A 24295-nucleotide genomic window follows, 5' to 3' on the forward strand; every position below is an offset into this window, starting at 1 on the left:
AACCCCCTAGCGTGGTCCCGTGACGCCTGCTCAAGGGGAGAACGATGCCAAAAGTCGGAATGGAGCCAATCCGCCGGGATGCGATTGTTCGCGCAACAATCGCTGAGCTGGGCTTGAAGAAATCCCTTGATGTAACAGTCAGTCAGATTGCCAAACGTGCCGGCATGTCCAGCGCGCTTGCGCACCACTATTTCGGCGGCAAGGATCAGATCTTTCTGGCCGCCATGCGCCGGATCCTGTCGGACTTCGGCGAAGAAGCAAGGGGCGAGCTGAAAGCGGCTGCGGCGGACGAAAGGGCGCAGGCGATCGTCAGGGCGTGTTTTGCGCCTTCTTGTTTCACACCCGATGTGATCGCGGCCTGGATGACCTTCTACGTGCTGGCTCAGACCAATGATGACGCCCTGCGCCTGTGGCAGATCTATCAGGCCCGCATCAAATCCAATCTGACCCACGCCCTGCGGCACAAGTTGGCCGACCCGCAGGAGGCGGCCGAGAACATGGTTGCCCTGATTGACGGGCTGTACATCCGCGCCGCACTCAGCGCCCCTGAAGAACCGCAACTGGCCGTGAGCCACGCGATGCGTGTGCTCAACACTCTGCTCGAGGCTGAAAAATGACAAAACCGAACATTCTGATCCTGATGGTGGATCAGCTCAACGGGACTCTCTTTCCAGACGGTCCCGCTGACTGGCTTCACGCTCCGAACCTGAAGAAACTGGCGGAACGGTCAACCCGATTTGCCAACGCTTACACGGCGTCGCCCTTGTGCGCGCCCGGGCGGGCCAGCTTCATGTCCGGTCAATTGCCGTCGCGCACCGGCGTCTATGACAACGCGGCCGAGTTTCGCAGCGATATCCCCACATACGCGCATCACCTGCGCCGCGCGGGCTATTATACCTGCCTGTCGGGCAAGATGCATTTCGTCGGTCCCGATCAGCTGCACGGGTTCGAAGACCGCCTGACCACCGACATCTACCCGGCCGATTTCGGCTGGACCCCGGATTACCGCAAGCCGGGTGAACGCATCGACTGGTGGTATCACAACATGGGGTCCGTCACTGGCGCGGGCGTTGCCGAGATTTCCAACCAGATGGAATATGACGACGAGGTCGCCTATAACGCCAAGGCCAAGCTCTATGATCTGGCGCGCGGCAAGGATGACCGCCCGTGGTGCGTGACCGTCAGCTTCACGCACCCTCATGACCCGTATGTTGCCCGCCGCAAATACTGGGACCTTTACGAAGATTGCGCACATCTGCTGCCCGAGGTCGCCGATCTGGGTTATGACAATCAGGACCCCCACGCCAAGCGCATCTTCGATGCCAATGACTGGCGCAGTTTCGACATTACCCAAGAAGATATCCGCAAGTCGCGTCGCGCCTATTTCGCCAATATTTCCTATCTGGACGACAAGATCGGCGAAATCCTCGAAGTGCTGGAAACCACCCGGCAAGAGGCGATCATCCTGTTCGTTTCGGATCACGGCGACATGCTGGGCGAACGCGGGTTGTGGTTCAAGATGAACTTCTACGAAGGCTCGGCGCGTGTGCCGCTGATGATCGCCTCGCCTGATCTGCCCGCCGGCCGGATAGATGCTCCGGTATCGACAATAGACGTAACGCCGACCCTGGGGGCGCTGGCCGGCGTAGACATGGCCGAGATCGCCCCCTGGACCGATGGCGAAAACCTCGTGCCGTTGGCACTGGGCGAAGAACGAACCACACCAGTGGCCATGGAATACGCGGCCGAGGCATCCTACGCGCCGCTGGTCTCGCTGCGATATGGCAAGTGGAAATACAACCGCTGTGCGCTGGACCCTGATCAGTTGTTTGATCTTGAGGCCGACCCGCACGAACTGAACAATCTGGCAGACAGCCCCGAACACGCAGGCACGTTGCAAACACTGCGTGCCAAATCCGAGGCCCGTTGGGATCTGGATCGCTTCGATGCCGAAGTCCGTGCCAGCCAGGCTCGGCGTTGGGTTGTGTACGAAGCGCTGCGGCAGGGCGGATACTACCCGTGGGATTATCAGCCGCTGCAAAAAGCGTCGGAACGCTACATGCGCAATCACATGGATCTGAACATCGTCGAGGAAAGCGCCCGGTTCCCGCGCGGCGAATAACCTCTTCATCTTTTCGAAAATACTCCCGCCGGAGGCATCCAACCTTCTCGGCGGGGCAGGAGTTGTGGAAATGGAAGCAGATTTTGTCATCGTCGGCGCAGGGTCCGCAGGCTGCGCAATGGCATATCGTCTGAGCGAGGCCGGGGCCTCGGTTCTGGTGATCGAACACGGCGGCACCGACATGGGGCCTTTCATTCAGATGCCGGCGGCGCTGAGCTATCCGATGAACATGTCGCGCTATGACTGGGGCTATCAGTCCGAGCCCGAGCCGCACCTGAACAACCGTCGCCTGGCCTGTCCGCGCGGCAAGGTGATCGGCGGGTCGTCCTCGATCAATGGCATGGTCTATGTTCGCGGCCACGCGCGCGATTTCGATACCTGGGCCGAGATGGGGGCTGACGGTTGGTCTTACGCGGATGTTTTGCCTTATTATAAACGGATGGAAACCTGGCACGACGGTGGCCATGGGGGCGATCCGGCATGGCGCGGCACTGACGGTCCGCTGCACGTGTCGCGCGGCCCGCGCGAGAACCCGTTGTTTCAGGCCTTTGTGGACGCCGGTCAGCAGGCCGGTTACGAAGTCACGGGCGACTACAACGGTGAAAAGCAGGAAGGCTTTGGCCCGATGGAGCAGACCGTCTGGAAGGGGCGGCGCTGGTCTGCGGCGAATGCTTATCTGAAACCCGCGCTCAAGCGCGACAATTGCGATATCGTGCGCGGTCTTGCGTCTCGGGTTGTCATGGAAAACGGCCGCGCCACAGGGGTCGAACTGATCCGTGGCGGCAGGAAAGAGGTCATCAAGGCCCGGCGCGAAGTCGTTCTTGCTGCATCGTCGATCAATTCACCCAAACTGCTGATGTTGTCCGGTATCGGCCCAGCGGCGCATCTGGCCGAGCATGGGATCGACGTCGTCGCGGATCGCCCGGGGGTTGGTGCCAACCTGCAGGACCATCTGGAGCTTTATATCCAACAGGCGTCGCTGCAACCGATCACGCTCTACAAGCACTGGAACCTGTTCAGCAAGGGTCTGATCGGGGCGCAATGGCTGTTTACCAAAACGGGACTGGGCGCATCGAACCAGTTCGAAAGCGCGGCTTTCATCCGGTCGAAACCGGGCGTGGAATATCCCGACATTCAATACCACTTCCTGCCGATTGCGGTGCGCTATGATGGACAGGCCGCTGCCGAGGGGCACGGATTCCAGGCGCATGTCGGCCCGATGCGGTCGCCGTCACGCGGGGCGGTCACATTGCGCTCTGCCCAGGCCGCAGACGCGCCGGTGATCAAGTTCAACTACATGAGCCATGAAAAGGATTGGGAGGATTTCCGCACCTGTATCCGGCTGACCCGCGAAATCTTTGGGCAAGCCGCCTTCAAGCCCTTTGCGGGCAAGGAAATTCAGCCCGGTTCCGCTGTCCAAACGGATGAAGAACTGAACGCCTTTATCGCGGAGCATGCGGAAAGCGCCTATCACCCCTGCGGTACTTGCCGGATGGGGCGCGCGGATGACAAGAATGCGGTAGTCGACCCCCAAGGCCGTGTCATCGGCGTGGACGGGTTGCGCGTTGCGGACAGTTCAATCTTTCCGCAGATCACCAACGGCAACCTGAATGCGCCGTCTATCATGGTGGGTGAAAAAGTGTCGGATTCGCTCTTGGGCAAAGATCCGTTGCCGAAGGCCAATGATCGTCCGTGGATTCACCCCAACTGGGCAACCGCTCAACGTTAACCTTTCCAAACGGCCCCCGGTTGAATGCGCATGAAATACCGCGCATATCGGGGGCATGTTAAGGATTTGTTTAGCCTTTGTTCTTCTGCTTCCAGGTCTGACCCATGCCGCAGAGCAACTTGCAGGTCGGGTTCACGTAATCGATGCGGACACCTGGAATGTCGGTGGTGTTCGGGTGCGGCTGCACGGTATCGATGCGCCCGAACTGGATCAGACCTGTCAGGATTCCGACGGATCAAGCTGACCATGCGGGGCGTGGGCCACTCATATGGTTCAGAAGCAGTTTCAGGGACGGATGACCACTTGTGTCTCGGTAGATCGGGATCGCTACGGTCGCATCGTTGCTCGGTGCAGCATGGAGCGCGAAGACGTCGCCGCCCGGATTGTAGAGCAGGGCTTGGCCTTTGCGTACCGCAAATATTCGGACACGTATGCAGGTGCCGAACAGGTCGCGAGGATTGAAAACAGGGGATTGCACAAGACACAGATACAGGTGCCTTGGGTCCACAGGGCACGCAAGAAACCGAAATCCTCTGAAACATGCCTAATCAAAGGAAATGTTTCGTCAAAGGGCGAAAAGATCTTTCACGAACCGGGCCAGAGGTACTACGCTAAAACCCGGATCAGTGCAGCCAAGGGCGAGCGATGGTTTTGCTCTGCTGCCGAAGCACGTGCTGCGGGTTGGCGTGCTGCGCGACGCTGAATTCTGAATTTTTCCTGTATGAAATTGATCCGCGTCAAAGTGGGCGGCGCGTCACGCTTCTACCACTGATATGCAGCGACATATGAAGGAGCAAACAGACATGTCCCACACCCCGCATGAACTGGCCGAAGAGTTTCCGGACAAGGTTGAACTGATGAGCCAGCTCAAGCAAACGGACGCGCATTTTGCCCGTCTGGCTGATGAGTATCACGAGGTCAATCGCGTTGTGCATCGGGCTGAAACCAACGTCGAACCCATGGAAGACCTGGCCGAAGTTGATTTGCGCAAGAAGCGGGCTGCGCTGAAAGACGAAATCTGGGCGATTTTGTCCAAGGCCTGAACATTATGGCTGGGGGATACTGTCCCTGTCCTTTCCCGGCCCGGGTCGGGGCTCCCCCGGTTAATTTCTGGCCCTGGGAAATCAGGTGACTTCGTAGGGCAGGGTGCCGCGCGTATGGGTGTCGATGCTGAGACGGCGTTCCAGCGGCGGGACTGAACGCTGATGGCAGTTTTGCCGCTCGCAGATGCGGCAGGAAATGCCGATGGGCTCGTAAGCGCTGGCGTTGTTTATGTCGAGGTTGTCGGCATAGACAAGCGCCGGGGCATGGCGCACTTCGCACCCCAGCGCAATTGCGTACCGCCTGACCGGTGCGCCGAATGAACCACCTGATTTCGACACATCCCGAGCCAGCGAGATGTAACGCACACCGTCCGGCGTTTCTGCCAGTTGCCGAAGGAAATGGCCGGGCGTTTCAAAGGCCCGATGCACGTTCCAAAGGGGGCAGGCGCCCCCGAACCGCGCAAATTGCAGGCGCGTGGCCGAGTGCCGTTTCGTGATCGTTCCGGCCTGATCCACGCGGACGAAAAAGAACGGGATACCTTTTGCACCCGGGCGTTGCAGCGTCGACAGTCTATGCGCGACCTGCTCGATCGATGCGCCGAACCGGTTGCTGAGCAGCTCCAGATCGTGGCGCTCTTCCTGAGCGGCGGTCAGGAATGCGGAATAGGGCATCAAGGAAGCGCCGGCGAAATAATTGGCAAGGCCGATCTTGGCGATGGACCGCGCCTCGTCGCTTTGGAACTTGGCAAAATCCAGTGTCGCTTCCAGCAGTTTGTCCTGACTGATCAATGCGACCTGCAACAGCAGTTGAAACACTTGCGTTTGCGGGGTCGAGCGGGAGGACAGGCGCAGGATTTTGCTTTCGGCGTCATAGGTGCGCAAAGGGGCGATGTCAGAGAACATCACTTGAATGCCACGCTCAGTCAGGCTGTTCAAAGCCGCCTGCCGGATGCTGCCCGGGCTTTCCGCGCGATTGGCGAACAGCTCTGCCGCCCGGTCCACGGCGTCGATGTAGTTGTCGCAATAATGGAAGAAGTCCCGCACCTCTTCCCAGGGGCTGGCCTGCATTCGGGCGTCTTCTCGCCCCAGGGCTTCGTCCAGTGAGGCGAGGCGTTCATGCGTTTGCCGGTAGGTTTTGTGCAGCTCGATAAATGCGCGGGCCAATGCCGGTGCGTTTGATGCCGTCAGGCGCAAATCGGCAAGTGGCGGCAGAATATCCGCAAAAACCGGGTCGGCCAAAGCTTCGCGCATATCCGATACCAGTCGTTCGCTGTCGCCGGTGCTGAGCTCGGTGACATCCATGCCGAATTCTTGTGCCAGAGCCAACACAACCGTGGTCGAGATCGGCCGGTTGTTGTTCTCCATCTGGTTCAGATATGGGAGTGAAACACCCAGTTTCGCAGCGAATTCGCGTTGTGTCAGGGCCAGTCGCGTGCGCATTTCACGCAGCTTCGCGCCGGCATAGAGCTTTTGGGTGGCCATGAGGTGCCTTTGCAAGTTTTCTGTTTTGGAAGATTAACTTTGCAAAGTTTTCAGGGCAAGTCGTTACAGCCCCAAATGGCGCTCTCGCCGAATGACGGATCCAATTGCGAAAATCGCCAGAATTGCGGAGGTGAGCATCAGCCAGAGCAAGGGCATGGCGCCGGTTTCCCGGGTCAGCAGGGTGCCTGCCAACGCGCTCAGGCCCGCGCCGCCGCCCAGCATGATTGCGCCGCTCAACCCCGAGGCGGTTGCGGCCAGATGCGGACGAACGGACAATGCGCCAGAAGTGGCATTGGGAATGGCCATGCCGTTTCCGACGCCCACAAAGGTCATCAAGCTGAAAAAGCTGAGTGCGGTGCCCAGACCTGTGAGGAACAAGGATGCCGAAAGCGCAACGCCCAAGGCGTTCAGCAGGCTGCCCCACAGCACCATCCGGTTGATGCCAATCTGTACGGAAAAGCGACCGCTCAGAAAGTTGCCAACAAAATAGCCCACTGCGGGGGCGCCGAAATATATGCCGACCTGTGCCGCGCTTAGTCCGAACAGCTCGGTTCCAATAAAGGGCGCGCCACCGAGATAGGCAAAGAATGTGCCCGAAGACAACGCGCAGGACAGTGAATAGCCCCAGAACCGTGGCGAGGTCAGAAGTTCAGGGTATTCCTTGAACTGCTGAACAAGGGTCTTGCCGCTTTTGGCTGACGTTTCGCCAAAATCCGCGAAGGTCAAGGCAAGCGTCAAGGCGCCCAGGGCGAAAGGCAGCCAGAAATTCGCTTTCCAGCCAAAGCTTTCCTCCAGCAAGCCGCCGATCGCCGGGCCGATCATCGGGACCACGGCCATACCCATTGTCACGTAACCGATCATCGATGCCGCCTGATCCTGATCGTACATATCCCTTACCGCGGCCCGGCTGAGAACCATGCCGACAACCACGACCGCCTGGCACATTCTGAACGCAAGAAAGATTTCAACGTTGGGCGCATAGATGCATCCAAGGGTGGCCAGCAGGAACAAGCCGATCCCCCACAGCAGAACAGGCCTGCGACCTGCCTTGTCCGCCAGCGGCCCAATCAGGATTTGCAGAACGGCATTGACTAGAAGATACAGCGCGATCGACAGCTGCATGACCTTGTAATCGGCGCCAAAATACGCGGCCATGTTCGGCAGGCTCGGCAGAAACAGGTTCATGCTCAGCGCAGACAAGCCCGCGAGCAATACAAGTGTCGCCAATGTGGGTGGTGTGCGGCGAACCGCGCGAGAGCTGAACTGCATAGTTCACATGTATAGTCATGGAATTTTGGATTGCCAGCCATCCAGCGATCTCAACAAGAGACTTTGCAAGTTTACAGTTATCCAGATTGTTGTTGCTGGATATTTGCAAATTTGCCGAAAAGAGCTTTGGATGAGAGGCGCGAAAGGGTAGGGTCCCCGCAAATTTTACAGGGGATAATCGTCATGAAAGACATCCTTTCCGAGTTGGAAAACCGCCGCAACGACGCACGACTGGGCGGCGGGCAGAGGCGGATTGATGCCCAGCATGCGCGCGGAAAGCTGACGGCGCGAGAGCGGATCGAGTTGCTGCTGGATGAGGGCAGCTTTGAAGAATTCGACATGTTCGTCAGTCATCGATGCACCGAATTCGGAATGGAAAATCAAAAACCTGCGGGTGATGGTGTTGTCACCGGCTGGGGCACCATCAACGGCCGCATGGTCTATGTGTTCAGCCAGGACTTTACGGTCTTTGGTGGGTCGCTGTCCGAGACGCATGCCCAGAAAATCTGCAAGATCATGGATATGGCGGTGCAAAACGGAGCACCGATTGTCGGAATCAACGACTCGGGCGGTGCACGGATCCAGGAAGGCGTGGCTTCGCTGGCCGGCTATGCCGAAGTGTTTCAGCGCAACATCACGGCCTCGGGTGTGGTTCCGCAGATCAGCGTAATCATGGGCCCATGCGCTGGCGGAGCGGTTTACAGCCCCGCGATGACTGACTTCATTTTTATGGTCAAAGACACGTCTTACATGTTCGTGACGGGCCCCGACGTGGTCAAAACGGTTACCAACGAGGTTGTAACGGCCGAAGAACTGGGTGGCGCCTCGACCCACACCAAGAAATCCTCGGTCGCCGACGCCGCGTTCGAAAACGATGTGGAAGCATTGGCAGAAGTGCGCCGTCTGGTGGACTTCCTGCCGCTCAACAACCGCGAGAAACCTCCGGTGCGTCCGTTCTTTGATGACCCTCACCGGATCGAGGATTCGCTGGACACTCTGGTTCCGGACAATCCAAACACGCCCTATGACATGAAGGAACTCATCACAAAAATAGCCGATGAAGGCGATTTCTACGAAATTCAGGAAGATTTCGCCAAGAACATCATCACCGGCTTTATTCGGCTGGAAGGTCAGACCGTTGGTGTCGTGGCGAACCAACCGATGGTTTTGGCGGGATGTTTGGATATTGACAGTTCACGCAAGGCGGCGCGGTTCGTGCGGTTCTGCGACTGTTTCGAAATTCCGATCCTGACGCTTGTCGATGTTCCGGGCTTTCTGCCGGGCACACAGCAGGAATATAGCGGCGTGATCAAGCACGGCGCAAAGCTGCTTTATGCATATGGCGAGGCGACCGTGCCCAAGGTCACGGTGATCACGCGCAAGGCGTATGGCGGTGCCTATGTTGTTATGGCGTCCAAACATCTGCGCGGCGATTTCAACTATGCCTGGCCGACAGCCGAAATCGCGGTGATGGGTGCCAAGGGTGCAACCGAGATTATTCATCGGGCAGATCTGCATGATGCGGAAAAGACCGCACAGCATGTCGCTGATTACGAAGATCGGTTTGCAAACCCCTTTGTCGCGGCCGAACGCGGTTTCGTCGACGAGGTGATCATGCCGCATTCGACCCGCCGGCGCGTGTCCAGAGCCTTTGCCAGTTTGCGCGGCAAACAGCTGAAGAACCCTTGGAAAAAGCACGACAATATTCCGCTTTGACCCATTCGGGGCGGCGTTGTCCGCCCCGGTTGTTGGCACTGGCAGTCCGATTTTTAGCGAAAATGCTCAAAATTGCGGCGGAATTGACAAAAAGCGACAAATAGTTGAATGATCCGACCCGTCAGACATAGAACCGCGCAGGCCAAAAGCACTGCGCGCGCGATCCCGGAAGGAGGAGCCTGCCTTCGGTGGGTCCGGGATCGTGCCATATGTCTGGTGTTGTGTGCGCTCGGCGTTCCTGTTTTTGCCCAGACAGACAGTTCATTGCCGGTGCCGTCCGGTCAGCCGGTGCATCTGAGCGATGTCCTGCTGGACAACAACCCCGGTGAGCTTTGGGTGCGCTTTCGATTTGTCGCCCCGAAGATCGGAGCGTCAGTGGGACGGATCGGCTATGACGTGGCGTCCAAGGATATGGAGCATCTGTGCCAGGTTCTAGCCGTTCCTTATGTGGCTCTGCACGAATTGCAGCCATCCAGAGTTGTCATTTCCCTGTCTGATCGCCCGGTGGAATTTGGCGACACCGCTCCGGACGCGACACAGTATTTTGAAGCCTACCGGCTGGAGCAGTCCCGGTGTATCTGGGAAGGGCTTTGACCATGAACTTACGCTGTCATGACGTCAAAGCTTCTCAGACCAACGGTGCGGCTTTGGAGGTGCGCAACATGATCCCATCCAAGTTCGGGTTCGAACTATTTTTGTCTGCAAAACAAAGCTGTGGAGTGTCGCCATGCTGAAACATCGCGGGTTTCCGGGGCGTCTTTCAGGCACCGATTTTCAGTTCACTATTCGCCGCGCCAATCCCAAGGGTGTGACGCCGCTTGCGCGGCGGGAACGGTTCCGGGATCGCAAACCAGCGGACAAACGCGCCGATGTCGCCTTCATGGAGGCCCTTTGGGCGCATTTCGGCGATCAGCCGTTCGAGCGGGGCAATCTGGATGCCGGACGTCTCAGCTGGCTTTTCGGGCGCGAAGTCATCCCGGCGGAAGATCCTTTTGATCCGGCCAGCTATGACGCAATGCTGGTAATCGATGTGGACGCCGCCCGTGCGTCCTTTCCCGACGTAATCGACGGGACAGGCTAATCGTGATCCAAGCCGCCGCATATCAGCCCATCAAGACCGGTTCCGGGATGACCCTGCCCGAAACCGGGCAGGATCCGTGTGCGGCATCAGAAGTTCAACTGAGCGGCCAGCTGAACGCGGTTTCCGTCAAAGGTTCTGCCGGTCGGCGCGTCGTTCCGTTCGCCATAGATGTACTCGGCGCTAAGTGTCAGATCCTCGGTTGCCTTGTAAAATGCGTTGACGTGGATCGTTTCCAGTTCGGTGAACGACAGGGTTCCGGTCGAGGTCGGCAGGTCATAGTCTTCTTTGCCGTATGCAATGCCAACATTCCATTTCGGGCTCAGATCCTGCCGGAATTCGATGGTGTATCCATCCACGTCATTGGCCTGGCCGTTCACGATGGGATCACCAAGGCCGATCAGGTACGGGCCGAGTGCCTCGCCGTTCACGTAGTTGACCTGGAACAGGCCGCCCTGCCATGGGCGAACCGAGCCGGATATCGTGAACCCGGTCTGATCAACTTCGACATTGCCGGATTCCGCCTTGCCATAAAGGCCGGACAAACGTGCGACATAAGTCCCGTCATTGTATTCGGCGGATGCGGTCAAAACCGGATCGTCCGAATTCGAACCGCCGACATTCTCTTCGATCGAAACGGCGAAGGACGTGTTCGTTCCGAAAGAGTTGGTATAGCGAACCTGCGGAACCCGTGCGAAAGGGATACCAACGGGGCCGTTGAATTCCACCGAGGTCGGGTAGGTGTCCAGCGGCATGAAGTTGGTCCAGGTCTGTCCGATCAACCAGTTGTCACCGATGGTGATATTGGCGTGGCGTACACGCAATTCGGCCGTTCCGCCGGAACCGAACAGATCCAGTTCCAGTTGTCCGCCGATATCGCCGATACCGCTTGGGGTGGTGGTGCGCAGACCGATCCGCGATTGGCGGACGGTGGCACCAAATGTGCCATCGGTCGCGGCCGACGGTTCCCCGATGACATTCACGAACGCCGTGTCGCCCTGATCGAACTCGAAATCGTAGAAGAAGTCGGCCTTTACATATCCGTAAACGTCCAGAACGGTGTTGCCGATGCGGAAGTCACCGTTGGCAGGGCCGGCACTGGCGGATTCCAGCGCCTCGACCCGGGCGCGCAAGGCGTCAAGTTCGGCTTGAGTTTGGGCATCCTGGGCAAAAGCAAGCGTGCTGGTCACACTGAGCGCAGAGGCAGCAAGCAGGAGTGCCTTTTTTCTAGTCTTCGTCATGTGGGTATTCCTTTGAGTGCGAGTGTGCACACGGACCGTTTCACGAGGTCCAAACCTTGGGAAATCACGAGAATGGGAAGTGAAGATGTTGATTTTTCAAGCAAATGTGTGTTTTTCACTGCGCTGAAACACGACGTCTTGAGCCGCTTGGATAACGCATTGGCGCAAAGCGGTTCTGTATGTCCAACGCTGACCGAGAGTCGTGATGCTGCAACCGCGAAACGCGCGGAAAGCGGCTTGATCTGTCACGAAACTGTGACGGCAAAGAGGCCTCAAACGCCCGAGCAGTATCGAACCGGTATCGGCGCGAAGTTGCGCGGCATTTCCGGGTGTGGGCAGATTCCAGCCGAAATCCCGATTGGAAACAATACTGTGTTTGCCGCCAATATTGTGCTGTGCAAACTGGTTAAGCCGTGCGGCTCTACTTTGCCTGCGCCGCACATGCACCTACTATTCCGTACCCCTTCCTTGCGCGGGCAGGCTTGTGTTCCCCACATAGTCCTGTCCGCGTTTTTCTTTTTGCCTGTATCGGACAAAAAAAGGCAAAATCCCGCACAAAAATCGCCTGCGCACCCGTTGATGTTGAATAACAGGGCGTGTTTCGCGCATCTGACCCGAAAAGGACCAAGAAACCAAAAAGGGCAGATACAATGCGATTCTCACGCTTCATCTTTGCTGCGGCGACCTGCGCGGGCCTGGCCGCCTGCGGAGACACCACGGGCGAACAGGCAATCCTCGGCGGAGGTGCCGGGGCAGTGGGGGCGGCGGTCCTCAACGCGGACCCGTTGTTTGGCGCAGCCGTCGGCGCGGCGGGCAACGTGCTGTACTGCAAAACGCAGAACACCTGTAACTAACGCATATTTTGCGGGGCGCGTGTCGTCCCGCCCGTCATCGCGTATCACGCCGTCGTGGGGATTGTTCCCTGCGGCGGCGTTTTGCGTTTCCAGAACACCAAGCCAAAGGACGTTCCATGTTCAATAAGATCCTGATCGCCAACCGGGGCGAGATCGCCTGCCGGGTTATCAAGACCGCCCGCAAGATGGGTATCGGCACCGTCGCCATTTTCTCGGACGCGGACAAGAACGCGCTGCATGTGTCGATGGCGGACGAAGCCATCCATATCGGCCCGCCACCTGCAAACCAGTCCTATATCGTGATCGACAAGGTGATGGACGCCATTCGCCAGAGTGGCGCGCAGGCGGTCCATCCCGGTTATGGTTTCCTGTCCGAAAACGCCAAGTTTGCCGAGGCGCTGGAAGCCGAAGGCGTGGTTTTCGTCGGCCCCCCGAAAGGCGCGATCGAGGCGATGGGCGACAAGATCACCTCGAAGAAAATCGCGCAGGACGCGAATGTGTCGACGGTTCCCGGATATATGGGGCTGATCGAAGACGCCGATGAGGCGGTCAAAATCTCGAACGAGATCGGCTATCCTGTCATGATCAAGGCCAGCGCCGGCGGCGGCGGCAAGGGCATGCGGATCGCGTGGAATGACGACGAGGCGCGCGAGGGCTTTCAGTCGTCAAAGAACGAAGCCGCAAGCTCGTTCGGGGATGATCGGATCTTCATCGAGAAATTCGTGACCCAACCGCGTCACATCGAAATTCAGGTTCTGTGTGACAGCCATGGAAACGGCATCTACCTGGGCGAGCGCGAATGCTCGATCCAGCGCCGGAACCAGAAAGTCGTGGAAGAGGCGCCGTCGCCGTTTCTGGACGAAGCAACACGCAAAGCCATGGGGGAACAGGCGGTGGCCCTGGCCAAGGCCGTGGGCTATTCCAGCGCGGGAACGGTAGAGTTCATCGTTGACGGTGAAAAGAACTTCTATTTCCTGGAAATGAACACGCGTTTGCAGGTGGAACACCCTGTCACCGAACTGATCACCGGCGTTGATCTGGTCGAACAGATGATCCGCGTGGCAGCGGGTGAAAAGCTGTCGATCACGCAGGACGACGTGACACTGACCGGATGGGCGATCGAAAACCGCCTGTACGCCGAGGATCCGTATCGCGGCTTCCTGCCCTCGATTGGCCGTCTGACCCGGTATCGCCCGCCTCAGGAGACGGCAGCCGGGCCGATGCTGGCCAACGGCAAATGGCAGGGGGATGCGCCCGAAGGCGATGTTGCTGTTCGAAATGACACCGGCGTCTATGAGGGCGGTGAGATCAGCATGTATTACGACCCGATGATTGCCAAATTGTGTACCTGGGCTCCGACCCGTGATCAGGCGATCGAGGCGATGCGCGTGGCGCTGGACAGTTTCGAGGTTGAAGGCATTGGCCACAACCTGCCGTTCCTGTCCGCCGTGATGGATCATCCGAAATTCATCAGCGGCGATATGACCACGGCCTTCATCGCCGAGGAATACCCCGACGGGTTCGAAGGCGTCGAACTGGCCGAGGCAGACCTGCGCCGGATTGCGGCGTCCTGCGCGGCCATGCATCGCGTCGCAGAAATTCGCCGGACCCGCGTGTCGGGTCGGATGGACAATCACGAACGCAAGGTCGGCACCGATTGGGTTGTCTCCTTCGGACGCGAAATCCAGTGGCCCGTCAAGGTTAACGCGGATCAGGATGGGGCCACGATCAGGTTTGACGACAGTCAGGAAATGCGGGTGACGGGTGATTGGACCCCGGGCGATCAGCTTGCCGTCATGACGGTCGATGACGCGCCGCTTGTCATGAAGGTGGGCAAGATCTCGGGCGGGTTCCGCATTCGTAACCGCGGCGCGGATCTCAAGGTGCAGATACGTACCCCGCGTCAGGCCGAACTGGCGCGGCTGATGCCTGAAAAACTGCCGCCCGACACCTCGAAAATGCTGCTGTGCCCGATGCCCGGCCTAGTCGTGAAGATCGACGTCGAAGTGGGGCAAGAGGTGCAGGAAGGTCAGGCGCTGTGCACCATCGAGGCGATGAAGATGGAAAACATCCTGCGCGCCGAGAAGAAGGGTATCGTTGCCAAGATCAATGCTGGCCCCGGCGACAGCCTCGCCGTGGACGAAGTGATCATCGAATTCGAGTGATCATGACCGCGCTATTGCCATACCTGTCAAAGCCTCCGGCATTCTGTGCCGGGGTCTTTCGGGGTGGCGAAAGCGGTCAGCCGCCTTCGCGCCGATCGCGGATTTCGCGTTCGCGCAGGGGGGTCTTGTCGATGGACCGACCAATCTCGCGCACGCTCCACGGAGAAGGTTTGCGCAGTTTGACCACGCCGTCCTTGTCGACGAATACCATCTGGAACCCGCGCGGGCGCAGCTGTGACCGGATCGGAGACCGCGCCGATGGGTCGGTATCGGTCAGAACCACCACGTCACGCTCACGCATTGCGGCTTCGCCTTCGAGCAGCATGTCGATCTGTTGCTGGAACCGCGGGTCCGCCGGCGTGTCGGCAAAGACTACGATGGGTCGGTTGACCCAAAGAAACTCGCTGAGTTCGCTGTCACCCACCGGGCGGACAAAACTGTCATCCGTCGTCGCCGTGCCATCCGCCGCCCAGACAGACATCGGGATTAGTGCCAAGAAAACAAAGGCAAGCGTGCGTGTCATGTGGCCTCCTGTTCCTTCGAATATAGCCTCTGTGACACCGATTGCGACCGACGATTTGTACCAAACACTCAAAATGTCGCGCTTGCGGCTGAATGAAACGGCCAAGCGCAAGACCTCAATGCGGAAGCTTTCGACTGCCGCCATCCGAATTGACAAGAGGAAACCGAAATGACCGACACCAAGGATTGGAAAGCGCTGGCCGAGAAAGAGCTGCGCGGACGTCCGCTGGACGACCTGACCAAAGAGACGCTGGAAGGCATTGCGGTCAAACCGCTCTATACGCAGGAAGACACCGCCGGTTTGCCGCATATGGGTTCGCTGCCGGGCTTTGGTCCGTTTACACGCGGTGTGAAGGCCACGATGTATGCGGGCCGTCCGTGGACGATCCGTCAGTATGCGGGCTTTTCGACCGCCGAAGAATCCAACGCCTTCTATCGCCGCAACCTGGCGGCGGGCCAGCAGGGTGTTTCGGTTGCCTTCGATCTGGCCACCCACCGCGGCTATGACAGCGACCACCCGCGTGTCGTCGGTGACGTGGGCAAGGCCGGTGTGGCCATCGACAGTGTCGAGGACATGAAAATCCTGTTCGACGGCATTCCGTTGGATCAGGTCTCGGTCTCGATGACCATGAACGGCGCGGTGATCCCGATCCTGGCGAACTTCATCGTGGCAGGAGAGGAACAGGGGCACGACAAATCGGTTCTGTCCGGCACCATTCAGAACGACATTCTGAAGGAATTCATGGTGCGAAACACCTATATCTACCCGCCCGAGCCCTCGATGCGGATCATCTCGGACATCATCGAGTATACTTCGAACGAGATGCCCAAGTTCAACTCGATCTCGATCTCGGGCTATCACATGCAAGAGGCCGGCGCGAACCTGGTGCAGGAGCTGGCCTATACCCTGGCCGACGGGCGCGAATATGTCCGTGCAGCGACACAGGCCGGGATGGACGTGGACAAGTTCGCAGGCCGGCTGTCGTTCTTCTTTGCCATCGGCATGAACTTTTTCATGGAGATCGCCAAACTGCGCGCCGCACGCACGCTGTGGCACCGGGTCATGACCGAGTTCGGCGCGAAATCCGAACGGTCAAAAATGCTGCGCACCCACTGCCAGACGTCAGGTGTTTCGTTGCAGGAACAGGACCCTTACAACAACGTGATCCGCACCGCCTATGAGGCGATGAGCGCGGTTCTGGGCGGGACTCAATCGTTGCACACAAATGCGCTGGACGAAGCGATCGCGCTGCCCACCGACTTTTCGGCGCGTATCGCCCGGAACACGCAGCTAGTGTTGCAGGAAGAGACCGGCGTGACCGATGTGGTCGACCCGCTGGCGGGGTCTTATTACATCGAAAGCCTGACCAATGAGCTGATCGAAAAAGCCTGGGCCCTGATGGAAGAGGTCGAGGAAATGGGCGGCATGACCAAGGCCGTGGCCAGCGGCATGCCCAAGCTGCGCATCGAGGAAAGCGCCGCGCGCCGCCAGGCCATGATCGACCGCGGCGAAGAGGTGATCGTCGGGGTCAACAAATATCGCAAGGAACAGGAAGATCCGATCGATATTCTGGACGTCGACAACGTGGCCGTTCGCGAAGCTCAGGTCGCGCGGTTGGAACGTATCCGTGCAACCCGCGACGAGGCTGCCTGCCAACAGGCGCTGGACGCTTTGACCAAGGCTGCCCAAGAGGGTGGAAACCTGCTGGCTGCTGCGGTCGAGGCCGCCCGCGCCCGCGCATCCGTAGGAGAGATCAGCATGGCAATGGAAAAGGAATTCGGCCGCCACCGCGCCGAAGTGAAAACCCTGGCCGGCGTTTATGGCGCGGCCTATGAGGGCGACGAAGGCTTTGCCGCGATCCAGAAATCCATCGAGGAATTCGCCGAGGCCGAAGGCCGTCGCCCCCGTCTGCTGGTGGTCAAGATGGGGCAGGACGGTCATGACCGTGGGGCCAAGGTGATTGCCACCGCGTTCGCCGATATCGGCTTTGACGTGGACGTTGGCCCCTTGTTCCAGACCCCGGCCGAGGCCGCGCAGGACGCGGTGGACAATGACGTGCATGTGGTCGGCATTTCCTCGCAGGCGGCAGGGCACAAGACATTGGCTCCGCAACTGGTGGAAGAGCTGAAAAAGGCCGGGGCCGAGGACATCATCGTGATCTGCGGCGGGGTGATCCCGCAGCAGGATTACCAGTTCCTTTATGATCATGGGGTCAAGGCCATCTTTGGCCCGGGCACCAACATTCCCGAGGCCGCTCAAGACATCCTGCGCCTGATCAGCGAAGCGCGCGGCTGACGAAGGTCGGGTTTTTCGTCGAAACATCTTGTGATCGCGCCTCTTTGGCGGAAACATACGGCCAGATCCGCAAGGGTCTGGCCGTAAACTTGCAGGAGGTGGCACATGTTACTGGATCATCTGGCCGTCGCGGGTGAAACGCTGGAAGACGCATCTGCCCATATCGAACAAGCGCTTGGCGTTGCGCTGCAACCCGGCGGCAAGCACGAGAAGTTCGGGACATACAACAAGTTGCTGGGCCTCAGGGACGGGCTTTATCTGGAGGCGATTGCGATCGACCCGCAGGCGCAAACACCTGGCAGAACGCGGTGGTTCGATCTGGATCGCTTCCAGGGCAGCCCGCGTCTGACCAACTGGATTTGCCGGGTCGAGGATATCGAAGCCTCGCTTGCGTTGTTTCCCGATGGTGTCGGGCAACCGATCGATCTGACCCGGGGCGCGCTGCGGTGGCGGATGGCGGTTCCACCAACCGGGCGCTTGCCGTTCGACAACCTGTTTCCCGCACTGATCGAATGGCAGGGCGATCTTCACCCGGCCGACATGCTGCAAAACAGCGGCTGTCGGCTGCGGCGCTTGGTTGTGTACCACCCGGATGCGTTGACGTTGGCCAGACATCTTGGTGCATTGGATCAGGTGGTGTTCGACACCGGCCCGGCCGCGCTCCGGGCGGAGTTCGAGACACCTCATGGGGTACGGGTGCTGGAATGATCATTCGCCCGGCCATGGCGGCGGATGCGCCCGCAATCGCCAGGATCACCAATGCGATCATCCGCGAGTCCTTGATCACCTTCACGACCGATGAACGCAGCGCGACGCAAATCACCAAGGATATCACGGCGCGGGGCACCGGATTCCTGGTCGCCGAACATGATGGGCAAGTTGTTGCTTTTGCCACCTATGCCCCGTTTCGTGCGGGCCCCGGATACGCGCAGACGCGCGAACACTCGATCCAGCTGTCACCGGATGCGCGCGGAAAAGGCGTTGGGCGGGCTTTGATGCAGGCGCTTGAGGCGGCCGCACGAACCGACGGGGTGCATGTGTTGGTTGCTGGCATTTCCTCGGCCAATCCGGGCGCCGTGGCGTTTCACGCGGCGCTGGGCTTTTCACAGGTTGGTCGCATGCCCGAAGTCGGGTTCAAATGGGGTCAATGGCTGGATCTTGTGCTGATGCAGAAAATTCTTTCGCCTGAATGATCTGTCGCACCTGACAGTCCTGAATTGTGACGCTAGTGTACGCCCATGTCGATCTGGACCCGCATATCCGATGCGCTCAGCGCGCTGGCCCAAGGCGAAAGCCTGGCCGCAGTATTTGAAAAGCTGCGAACACCTCCGGAACGATCGGTGGCGTTCACGATTGCAGTGATTGCCCTGGGCGCGAAAATGGCCAAGGCGGACGGTCAGGTGACACGAGATGAAGTCACCGCCTTCCGCGATGTGTTCCAGATCGCGCGCGAAGACGAAGAAGACGCTGCGCGGGTCTTCAACATGGCGCGCACGGATGTGGCGGGGTATCAGGATTATGCCCGCAAGATCGCCCGGATGTTCGCCGAAGACAGCACCACGCTTTGCGACCTGATGGAGGGGCTGTTTCACATCGCCATGGCCGATGGGTTCTACCACCCCAATGAGAACGCGTTCCTGGAGGAAGTGAGCAAGATCTTCGGGCAGTCCGACGCTCAATTCAAAGCATTGCGGGCGCGATTTGTGCCGGATGCGCCAAAAGATCCTTACACGGTTCTGGGCGTGCCGCAGGACATGCCCTTGCCCGATATCCGCAAAGTCTGGCGAAGGCTGGTCCGCGAAACGCATCCGGACGCCATGATTGCGCGCGGTGTCCCGGAAGAGGCGATCAGACTGGCCGAGAAAAAGATGATCGACATCAACCGCGCCTGGGATGAGATCAACGGCGCGCGGGCCTGACAGGATGCGGCTGGCGACCTACAATATCGAATGGTTTGCCAATCTTTTTGATCAAAACGACAATCTGATCGTCGATGACACCCGGTCCGGTCGGCATGATGTCACCAAGGCGCAGCAGGTCGAGGCGATTGCAAAAGTGCTGACCGCGATTGACGCGGATGCGGTATTGATTGTCGAGGCTCCGAACACCGGCAAACGCCAGAACACGGTGCGGGCCCTGCAAACCTTTGCCGAGGCGTTCGATCTGCGCATCTCTGACGCGGTGATGGGGTTTGCCAACGACACCCATCAAGAGCTGGCGCTGCTCTACGACAAGACCATTCTCACCGTGCGCCATGATCCCAAGGGTGACATCGACGACCCCTTGGCCCCCCGGTTCGATGGTGCGTTCAGAATCGATCTGGATATTGATGCGACCGAGGATGTCGTGCGGTTTTCCAAACCACCGATGGAATTGGCGGTGACGACGCAATCGGGCCACGACGTCCGGCTGATCGGAGCTCATTTGAAATCCAAGGCTCCGCATGGGGCCGGGTCGCGGGATGAGGCGATCCGGATCTCGATTGCCAACCGCCGCAAGCAACTGGCGCAGGCGGTCTGGCTGGCCAGGCGGGTCGAGATGCACGTTGCCAGCCAGGAACCTGTCATTCTGCTGGGAGACCTGAACGACGGCCCCGGGTTGGATGAGTTCGAGCATCTGTTCGGCCGCTCTTCGGTCGAGATTTTGCTGGAGGCAGGGTTGTTCGACCCGCACGCGGTGACGGCTCATGGTTTTCGGCCGGGATCGATACCTTCCACGGCGCGTTTTGCCCGCCCGGAAGAAGGCAGGTTTCTCGAGGCTCTTCTGGATTACATAATGATTACCCAGGATCTGCGTGCATACCGTCCGGTCTGGCGCATTTGGCATCCGTTTCGCGACGCGGCCTGTTGGTCCGCACCGGACCTGCGACAGGCGCTGCTGACGGCGTCAGATCATTTCCCGGTCACACTGGACATCGACCTGTGACCTTTCACGCCTGCGGTTGGGGCGCTATATATCAGGTATGAAACACGTTTTGCTGATCAGCATGATCACGGCCGGCATTGCCGCGCCCGCCCTTTCGCAGGAAGACAACAGCAAATCCCTGATGGAACAGGGCGCCGAGCTGTTTTTCGAAGGTCTGCGCAAGGAAATGGAACCGGCACTGGATGATCTGCTGGGCCTTGCGGATGAGTTTGGCCCGGCAATGCAGTCGTTCTTGCGAGAAATGGGCCCCGCACTGGCCGAACTGGGGGCCGAGATCAAGGATTGGAGCGCTTATGAAGCGCCCGAGATCTTGCCCAATGGCGATATCATCATCCGCAGGAAACAGGCCGAGGATCCGCCAGAGCCTGAAAATGAAGGTGAAGAATTACCCGAAGGGTCAACTGATATCTGATCGGATCGAGGGTCAGCCCTTGATGATCACGCGCGTATCGGATTTCAGGGCGTTCGCCAGTGAATTCAGGCGCGCTTCGGCAACTTCACTGAACAGGGGGGCTGCTGCTTCGGGCAGGTACAGCTCCAACTCCCGCTTTTTGGGATAGAATTTCAGACGCCCCATATTGGCGTCATTGTGCATCCACAGCATCGCGCCAAAGCGCATGGCCTTGCCCAGAATCTCGGCGTCTTTCTGGCCTTTTTCGTCCAGCAGATCATACAGGGGCGCAAAGCGGTTGCCCTCGCGTTTGTTGCGATACCGGTGCTGCAAGGCCAGCCCGATAAAGACACGTTCTGAATGCTTCAAGCCACCCAGATTGGCGCGGGTGACGTTGTCGAAACAGACTTCGGCCCGGTAATCGGGATGAGCACGCCAGCTGACATCGTGCAGCAGGCATGCAGCCTTGATCAGTCGAACGCTGCTGGGGGGGGCTGATTTGAACAGCGGCATCACGAAATCATAGAGGTTTCGGCCAAATCCGGGCAGGCGGGCATCCTTGGATTCGGAAAAAAGGCTGGCTTCGATCAACGGGTCCCGGTCGCGCAACTCCTGCGACATCTGTTCATACAGCAATCCCTCCCGGATCCCATAGCTGGATATGGCGATGTCCTTCGGTTTGAACGTTCGGATCAACCGGGCCAGAACATCCATCGCGTAGGGGATGAGCGACATCCGCGAGCTGGATACACCGGCCTGGCTGCGCAGCTTTTCATGATCGTTCTTTTCAATGAACTTGATCGTTTCACGAACCTGTTTTGTCGTCATCCGGTATTCATGCAGCACGTTCAGCGGATAGCCGCGCCGCAGCATGTCCAGCCGGGCAAAGGCTCGCCAGCTGCCGCCAACCAGAAACAGACGATCCCGCTGCGGACCCATTTGATCGCGCAGCTGTTCCATCGTGCTTTTGATATGGGCCTTGCGTGCGCGCCGCCCGCCCTTGATATCGCGCAGTTTCAGCGGCCCGAGGGCCGAAGTCAGGCGGCGGCCGACCTGACCGTCTCCGATCTCGGCCAGTTCCATCGACGACCCGCCGATGTCGCAGATCAGGCCATAGGCTCCAGGCCATCCCAGCAGCACTCCCTGAGCTGATAAACGGGCTTCTTCTTCCCCGTCGATGACTTCCACGTGCAGCCCGGTCTCTGCCTTGACTTGATCGCAGAAATCCGGCCCGTCCTTGGCCTCGCGCACCGCTGCCGTGGCCACGACATGCAGGCCCGGCAATTCCAGATCAACCGCCAGATTCTGAAACCGTCGCAGCGCCGCCAGTGCCCGTTCGCGCCCACGCGGGTTCAGTCGCCCGGTCTCGGACAGGCCCGCGCCCAATTCGCACATGACCTTTTCATTGTAGAAATAGGCCGGCGATCGGGCCGCACCGTCAAAGATGACCATCCGGACCGAGTTGGATCCGACATCGACAACTCCGACACGCGACAATGCCCGGGTTCCGGGCTCGTCGAACAGTGGCTTTCCGAAAGGTCCCCAATCAGGGATGTCGGTTGCAGCGGTCTGATCCATGTGTCTTCCAGATAATGCTGTGTGAGGATGCGAAATTGGCGGGTGCGGGTCAATCACCCGTCTCGATCTCGTCCGGGCTCATGTTCAGAACCCGCACGGCCAGGGAACGGGTGATGTCGCGCTTTTCCATAAGGGCCAATTGATCCAGTTGCTCCACTACGTCGGCCGCAGTTTCAAATCGACGATCCATGTGTTTGACCAGATAGGCGATTACCTCGGGGCCGGGGTTCAGCTGCCGATCTACGAACAGTTTGGCCAGAACCGCACCCAGCAACGCATCGTCTGGCGGATCCAGCGCCACGTGATGGGCGCCTTCGACCCGGCTTTGCAGGTCGGCCAGTGGCAATTCCCAGAATTTCGGGGCCAGCCGACCAGTCATCAGCAGGGCGTTCCCCTCGGCCAGAACCAGATTGTGCAGGTGAAACAGCGTTTTCTGCTGGTCGGCATCGTCGGCGATCATGGGCACGTCTTCGACGGCAATCGGCCTGCGTGCCAGGTCCGGCACATCGTCATACCGCAAATCCGCAGCCTGAATGATGCGCCCGCCGGTTTCCGCGGCCCAGACATGTGCCAGATGGGTTTTGCCCGCACCGGCCGGGCCGGTCAGAACAAGCTTGTTTCCCGGCCAGGATGTGGCCGAGATCATCGCCACGGCCAAGGCATTGGCAGGCGACACAAAAAAGTCCTCTCGCCCGAGCGCAGTTTTGGCGGGCAGATCAAAGCTGAGTTGTCGGGCCATTTACTCGGTTTCCTGATCCTGACGTTCAAGACCGGTATAAAGTCGGCTGTCCAGGTACAGCGATGTGGCAAATCGGGCCAGCACGCCCAATGCTGCGGCCACGGGCACGGCAATCAGCATGCCGACAAAGCCGAACAAGGCCCCAAAGACCGACAGCGCCAGCAGCAGCCAGACCGGGTGCAGCCCGACAGAGCTGCCTACCAGTTTGGGTGTCAGGAAATTCCCCTCGGTGACCTGCCCGATGGCAAAGATCCCCGCGATCAGTCCGACATGTGCCCAATCTCCCCAAAACTGAAACAGCGCCAGCCCGATGGCCAATGAGCCTCCGATCAGGGCGCCCAGATAGGGGATGAACGTGACCAGCCCCGCGATGAACCCCACGATCAGGCCGAATTGCAGACCGGCAAGCATCAGCGCGACGGCATAGTAGGTACCTAGGATCAGGCAGACCGTTCCCATCCCGCGCACGAAAGAGGCCAGCACGGCGTCAATCTCACCGGCCAGCCGCTTGATTGTGGGGGCGTGATCGCGGGGCAGAAGCTCTCCGATGCGGGCGATCATGCGGTCCCAGTCCAGCAGCAGGTAAACAGCCACGACGGGCACGATCACCAGAAGGACAACAATGTTTATCGCGGACCCGAGTGAGGCAAGAACCGTTTGCAGAACATCCCCGGTCTTGGACTTCAGCATGTCGCCGAAGGACACCAGCATCTGATGGGTGTTTGATTCCCGGTCCAGCAGCGACGGGAATTGTTTTTCAATGAACCCGCGCAATTGCTTGAAAAGGTCAGGCAGAACGTCGATCAGATCCAGCAATTGAGTAATCAGGGCGGGCACGACCATCAGGATCGCCAAAATAAACCCCAAAATCCCGATGACGGTGATGATGGCTGTGGCTGCGATGCGCGACAGGCCCAACCGCTCCAGCCGATCCGCAACGGGATCAAGGAAATACGCAATTGCTCCGCCTATGACGAAGGGCAGCAGGACATCCCCCAAAGCCCAGAGGATCAAAACAAAAACCGCAGCGGCGACGCCCCAGTATCTCAGCTGATCCTTTACCGGCAAAGCCATCGTGATCCCCTTGTTCAGGCCTTTGCAGGCGTTCTTGGCGCATCAAAGCCCATGATGCAAGCGCTTCATGG

At 59.1% G+C, this 24295-nt stretch carries 23 protein-coding genes and 1 pseudogene; 17 read left to right on the forward strand and 7 right to left on the reverse strand.

The features are described from left to right. The first annotated feature begins 44 nt into the window (after positions 1-44). From betI to GOW60_RS00495, 6 genes and pseudogenes are all read left to right on the forward strand, one after another. On the forward strand, positions 45-617 hold the full coding sequence (gene betI / locus GOW60_RS00475) for a transcriptional regulator BetI (protein ID WP_171227850.1): 573 nt from the start codon (positions 45-47) through the stop codon (positions 615-617). After that, positions 614-2122, forward strand: a complete 1509-nt coding sequence (betC, locus tag GOW60_RS00480; protein ID WP_171227851.1) for a choline-sulfatase — start codon at positions 614-616, stop codon at positions 2120-2122. Before betI ends, betC begins: the two co-directional genes overlap by 4 nt. A gap of 70 nt (positions 2123-2192) precedes the next feature. Continuing rightward, positions 2193-3851 carry a choline dehydrogenase gene (gene betA / locus GOW60_RS00485; RefSeq protein WP_171227852.1) on the forward strand — a complete coding sequence of 553 codons (1659 nt, stop codon included), beginning with the start codon at positions 2193-2195 and terminating at the stop codon, positions 3849-3851. A gap of 55 nt (positions 3852-3906) precedes the next feature. Beyond that, positions 3907-4095 carry a thermonuclease family protein gene (locus tag GOW60_RS21380; RefSeq protein ID WP_371813311.1) on the forward strand — a complete coding sequence of 63 codons (189 nt, stop codon included), beginning with the start codon at positions 3907-3909 and terminating at the stop codon, positions 4093-4095. Between the two features lie 18 nt (positions 4096-4113). After that, positions 4114-4554, forward strand: a pseudogene (locus tag GOW60_RS00490) (thermonuclease family protein); the annotation flags it as partial. A gap of 100 nt (positions 4555-4654) precedes the next feature. Continuing rightward, positions 4655-4894 (forward strand): YdcH family protein, encoded by a 240-nt coding sequence (locus GOW60_RS00495; protein ID WP_152458727.1) that lies wholly within the window; start codon positions 4655-4657, stop codon positions 4892-4894. A gap of 81 nt (positions 4895-4975) precedes the next feature. On the opposite strand, the gene GOW60_RS00500 is transcribed toward GOW60_RS00495, so the two are convergent. Beyond that, positions 4976-6376 (reverse strand): short-chain fatty acyl-CoA regulator family protein, encoded by a 1401-nt coding sequence (locus tag GOW60_RS00500; RefSeq protein ID WP_171227853.1) that lies wholly within the window; start codon positions 6374-6376, stop codon positions 4976-4978. Between the two features lie 63 nt (positions 6377-6439). Further along, positions 6440-7645 (reverse strand): multidrug effflux MFS transporter, encoded by a 1206-nt coding sequence (locus tag GOW60_RS00505; RefSeq protein ID WP_171227854.1) that lies wholly within the window; start codon positions 7643-7645, stop codon positions 6440-6442. Between the two features lie 183 nt (positions 7646-7828). Here GOW60_RS00505 and GOW60_RS00510 point away from each other — a divergent pair, with 183 nt between their 5' ends. From GOW60_RS00510 to GOW60_RS00520, 3 genes are all read left to right on the forward strand, one after another. Continuing rightward, the gene (locus GOW60_RS00510; RefSeq protein WP_152458724.1) at positions 7829-9361 is read left to right on the forward strand and encodes an acyl-CoA carboxylase subunit beta; all 1533 of its coding nucleotides are present in this window, start codon (positions 7829-7831) and stop codon (positions 9359-9361) included. A gap of 108 nt (positions 9362-9469) precedes the next feature. Continuing rightward, a complete protein-coding gene (locus tag GOW60_RS00515) occupies positions 9470-9955 on the forward strand; it encodes a DUF6497 family protein (protein ID WP_171114817.1) in 486 nt (161 codons plus the stop codon). A gap of 133 nt (positions 9956-10088) precedes the next feature. Continuing rightward, positions 10089-10442, forward strand: coding sequence for a hypothetical protein (locus GOW60_RS00520; protein WP_171227855.1), 354 nt, complete (start codon positions 10089-10091; stop codon positions 10440-10442). Between the two features lie 86 nt (positions 10443-10528). Here the strand turns inward: GOW60_RS00520 and GOW60_RS00525 are convergent, their stop codons facing one another. Next, positions 10529-11680 carry a DcaP family trimeric outer membrane transporter gene (locus tag GOW60_RS00525; protein WP_171227856.1) on the reverse strand — a complete coding sequence of 384 codons (1152 nt, stop codon included), beginning with the start codon at positions 11678-11680 and terminating at the stop codon, positions 10529-10531. A gap of 650 nt (positions 11681-12330) precedes the next feature. Here GOW60_RS00525 and GOW60_RS00530 point away from each other — a divergent pair. Further along, on the forward strand, positions 12331-12534 hold the full coding sequence (locus tag GOW60_RS00530; RefSeq protein ID WP_171227857.1) for a hypothetical protein: 204 nt from the start codon (positions 12331-12333) through the stop codon (positions 12532-12534). Between the two features lie 116 nt (positions 12535-12650). Continuing rightward, positions 12651-14699, forward strand: a complete 2049-nt coding sequence (locus GOW60_RS00535) for an acetyl/propionyl/methylcrotonyl-CoA carboxylase subunit alpha (RefSeq protein WP_171227858.1) — start codon at positions 12651-12653, stop codon at positions 14697-14699. Between the two features lie 76 nt (positions 14700-14775). Here GOW60_RS00535 and GOW60_RS00540 read toward each other — a convergent pair whose 3' ends face one another. Further along, on the reverse strand, positions 14776-15222 hold the full coding sequence (locus GOW60_RS00540; RefSeq protein WP_152458718.1) for a DUF4174 domain-containing protein: 447 nt from the start codon (positions 15220-15222) through the stop codon (positions 14776-14778). A 168-nt stretch (positions 15223-15390) separates the two neighbouring features. On the opposite strand from GOW60_RS00540, the gene scpA reads away from it, so the two are divergent. The 6 genes from scpA (at position 15391) to GOW60_RS00570 (ending at position 20854) form a co-directional block, all read left to right on the forward strand. Next, a complete protein-coding gene (gene scpA / locus GOW60_RS00545) occupies positions 15391-17517 on the forward strand; it encodes a methylmalonyl-CoA mutase (protein ID WP_171227859.1) in 2127 nt (708 codons plus the stop codon). 105 nt (positions 17518-17622) lie between these two features. Next, positions 17623-18225: a VOC family protein gene (locus tag GOW60_RS00550; protein WP_171227860.1), complete on the forward strand. Its 603-nt coding sequence runs from the start codon at positions 17623-17625 to the stop codon at positions 18223-18225. Continuing rightward, on the forward strand, positions 18222-18710 hold the full coding sequence (locus GOW60_RS00555; protein ID WP_171227861.1) for a GNAT family N-acetyltransferase: 489 nt from the start codon (positions 18222-18224) through the stop codon (positions 18708-18710). Before GOW60_RS00550 ends, GOW60_RS00555 begins: the two co-directional genes overlap by 4 nt. A gap of 45 nt (positions 18711-18755) precedes the next feature. Further along, positions 18756-19436 (forward strand): molecular chaperone DjiA, encoded by a 681-nt coding sequence (locus GOW60_RS00560; RefSeq protein ID WP_171227862.1) that lies wholly within the window; start codon positions 18756-18758, stop codon positions 19434-19436. Positions 19437-19440: 4 nt separating this feature from the next. Further along, positions 19441-20442 carry an endonuclease/exonuclease/phosphatase family protein gene (locus GOW60_RS00565; protein WP_171228336.1) on the forward strand — a complete coding sequence of 334 codons (1002 nt, stop codon included), beginning with the start codon at positions 19441-19443 and terminating at the stop codon, positions 20440-20442. Between the two features lie 37 nt (positions 20443-20479). Then, positions 20480-20854, forward strand: a complete 375-nt coding sequence (locus GOW60_RS00570; RefSeq protein ID WP_171227863.1) for a hypothetical protein — start codon at positions 20480-20482, stop codon at positions 20852-20854. A 12-nt stretch (positions 20855-20866) separates the two neighbouring features. Here GOW60_RS00570 and GOW60_RS00575 read toward each other — a convergent pair whose 3' ends face one another. From GOW60_RS00575 to GOW60_RS00585, 3 genes are read right to left on the reverse strand one after another with little or no spacing between them, the layout of a single operon-like run. Then, a complete protein-coding gene (locus GOW60_RS00575; RefSeq protein WP_152458711.1) occupies positions 20867-22411 on the reverse strand; it encodes a Ppx/GppA family phosphatase in 1545 nt (514 codons plus the stop codon). 49 nt (positions 22412-22460) lie between these two features. Beyond that, entirely contained in the window at positions 22461-23150 is a 690-nt protein-coding gene (locus tag GOW60_RS00580) for a DnaA ATPase domain-containing protein (protein ID WP_171227864.1), read from the reverse strand. After that, positions 23151-24224, reverse strand: coding sequence for an AI-2E family transporter (locus GOW60_RS00585; protein ID WP_171227865.1), 1074 nt, complete (start codon positions 24222-24224; stop codon positions 23151-23153). Between the last annotated feature and the right edge of the window lie 71 nt (positions 24225-24295).

The organism is Ruegeria sp. HKCCA4008 (assembly GCF_013033125.1).
Classification (GTDB): Bacteria; Pseudomonadota; Alphaproteobacteria; order Rhodobacterales; family Rhodobacteraceae; genus Ruegeria.

Coding starts and splice junctions, on each gene's coding strand:
- betI (WP_171227850.1), top strand. CDS start 45: ATGCCAAAAGTCGGAATGGAGCCAATCCGCCGGGATGCGATTGTTCGC.
- betC (WP_171227851.1), top strand. CDS start 614: ATGACAAAACCGAACATTCTGATCCTGATGGTGGATCAGCTCAACGGG.
- betA (WP_171227852.1), top strand. CDS start 2,193: ATGGAAGCAGATTTTGTCATCGTCGGCGCAGGGTCCGCAGGCTGCGCA.
- GOW60_RS21380 (WP_371813311.1), top strand. CDS start 3,907: ATGTTAAGGATTTGTTTAGCCTTTGTTCTTCTGCTTCCAGGTCTGACC.
- GOW60_RS00495 (WP_152458727.1), top strand. CDS start 4,655: ATGTCCCACACCCCGCATGAACTGGCCGAAGAGTTTCCGGACAAGGTT.
- GOW60_RS00500 (WP_171227853.1), bottom strand. CDS start 6,376: ATGGCCACCCAAAAGCTCTATGCCGGCGCGAAGCTGCGTGAAATGCGC.
- GOW60_RS00505 (WP_171227854.1), bottom strand. CDS start 7,645: ATGCAGTTCAGCTCTCGCGCGGTTCGCCGCACACCACCCACATTGGCG.
- GOW60_RS00510 (WP_152458724.1), top strand. CDS start 7,829: ATGAAAGACATCCTTTCCGAGTTGGAAAACCGCCGCAACGACGCACGA.
- GOW60_RS00515 (WP_171114817.1), top strand. CDS start 9,470: ATGATCCGACCCGTCAGACATAGAACCGCGCAGGCCAAAAGCACTGCG.
- GOW60_RS00520 (WP_171227855.1), top strand. CDS start 10,089: ATGCTGAAACATCGCGGGTTTCCGGGGCGTCTTTCAGGCACCGATTTT.
- GOW60_RS00525 (WP_171227856.1), bottom strand. CDS start 11,680: ATGACGAAGACTAGAAAAAAGGCACTCCTGCTTGCTGCCTCTGCGCTC.
- GOW60_RS00530 (WP_171227857.1), top strand. CDS start 12,331: ATGCGATTCTCACGCTTCATCTTTGCTGCGGCGACCTGCGCGGGCCTG.
- GOW60_RS00535 (WP_171227858.1), top strand. CDS start 12,651: ATGTTCAATAAGATCCTGATCGCCAACCGGGGCGAGATCGCCTGCCGG.
- GOW60_RS00540 (WP_152458718.1), bottom strand. CDS start 15,222: ATGACACGCACGCTTGCCTTTGTTTTCTTGGCACTAATCCCGATGTCT.
- scpA (WP_171227859.1), top strand. CDS start 15,391: ATGACCGACACCAAGGATTGGAAAGCGCTGGCCGAGAAAGAGCTGCGC.
- GOW60_RS00550 (WP_171227860.1), top strand. CDS start 17,623: ATGTTACTGGATCATCTGGCCGTCGCGGGTGAAACGCTGGAAGACGCA.
- GOW60_RS00555 (WP_171227861.1), top strand. CDS start 18,222: ATGATCATTCGCCCGGCCATGGCGGCGGATGCGCCCGCAATCGCCAGG.
- GOW60_RS00560 (WP_171227862.1), top strand. CDS start 18,756: ATGTCGATCTGGACCCGCATATCCGATGCGCTCAGCGCGCTGGCCCAA.
- GOW60_RS00565 (WP_171228336.1), top strand. CDS start 19,441: ATGCGGCTGGCGACCTACAATATCGAATGGTTTGCCAATCTTTTTGAT.
- GOW60_RS00570 (WP_171227863.1), top strand. CDS start 20,480: ATGAAACACGTTTTGCTGATCAGCATGATCACGGCCGGCATTGCCGCG.
- GOW60_RS00575 (WP_152458711.1), bottom strand. CDS start 22,411: ATGGATCAGACCGCTGCAACCGACATCCCTGATTGGGGACCTTTCGGA.
- GOW60_RS00580 (WP_171227864.1), bottom strand. CDS start 23,150: ATGGCCCGACAACTCAGCTTTGATCTGCCCGCCAAAACTGCGCTCGGG.
- GOW60_RS00585 (WP_171227865.1), bottom strand. CDS start 24,224: ATGGCTTTGCCGGTAAAGGATCAGCTGAGATACTGGGGCGTCGCCGCT.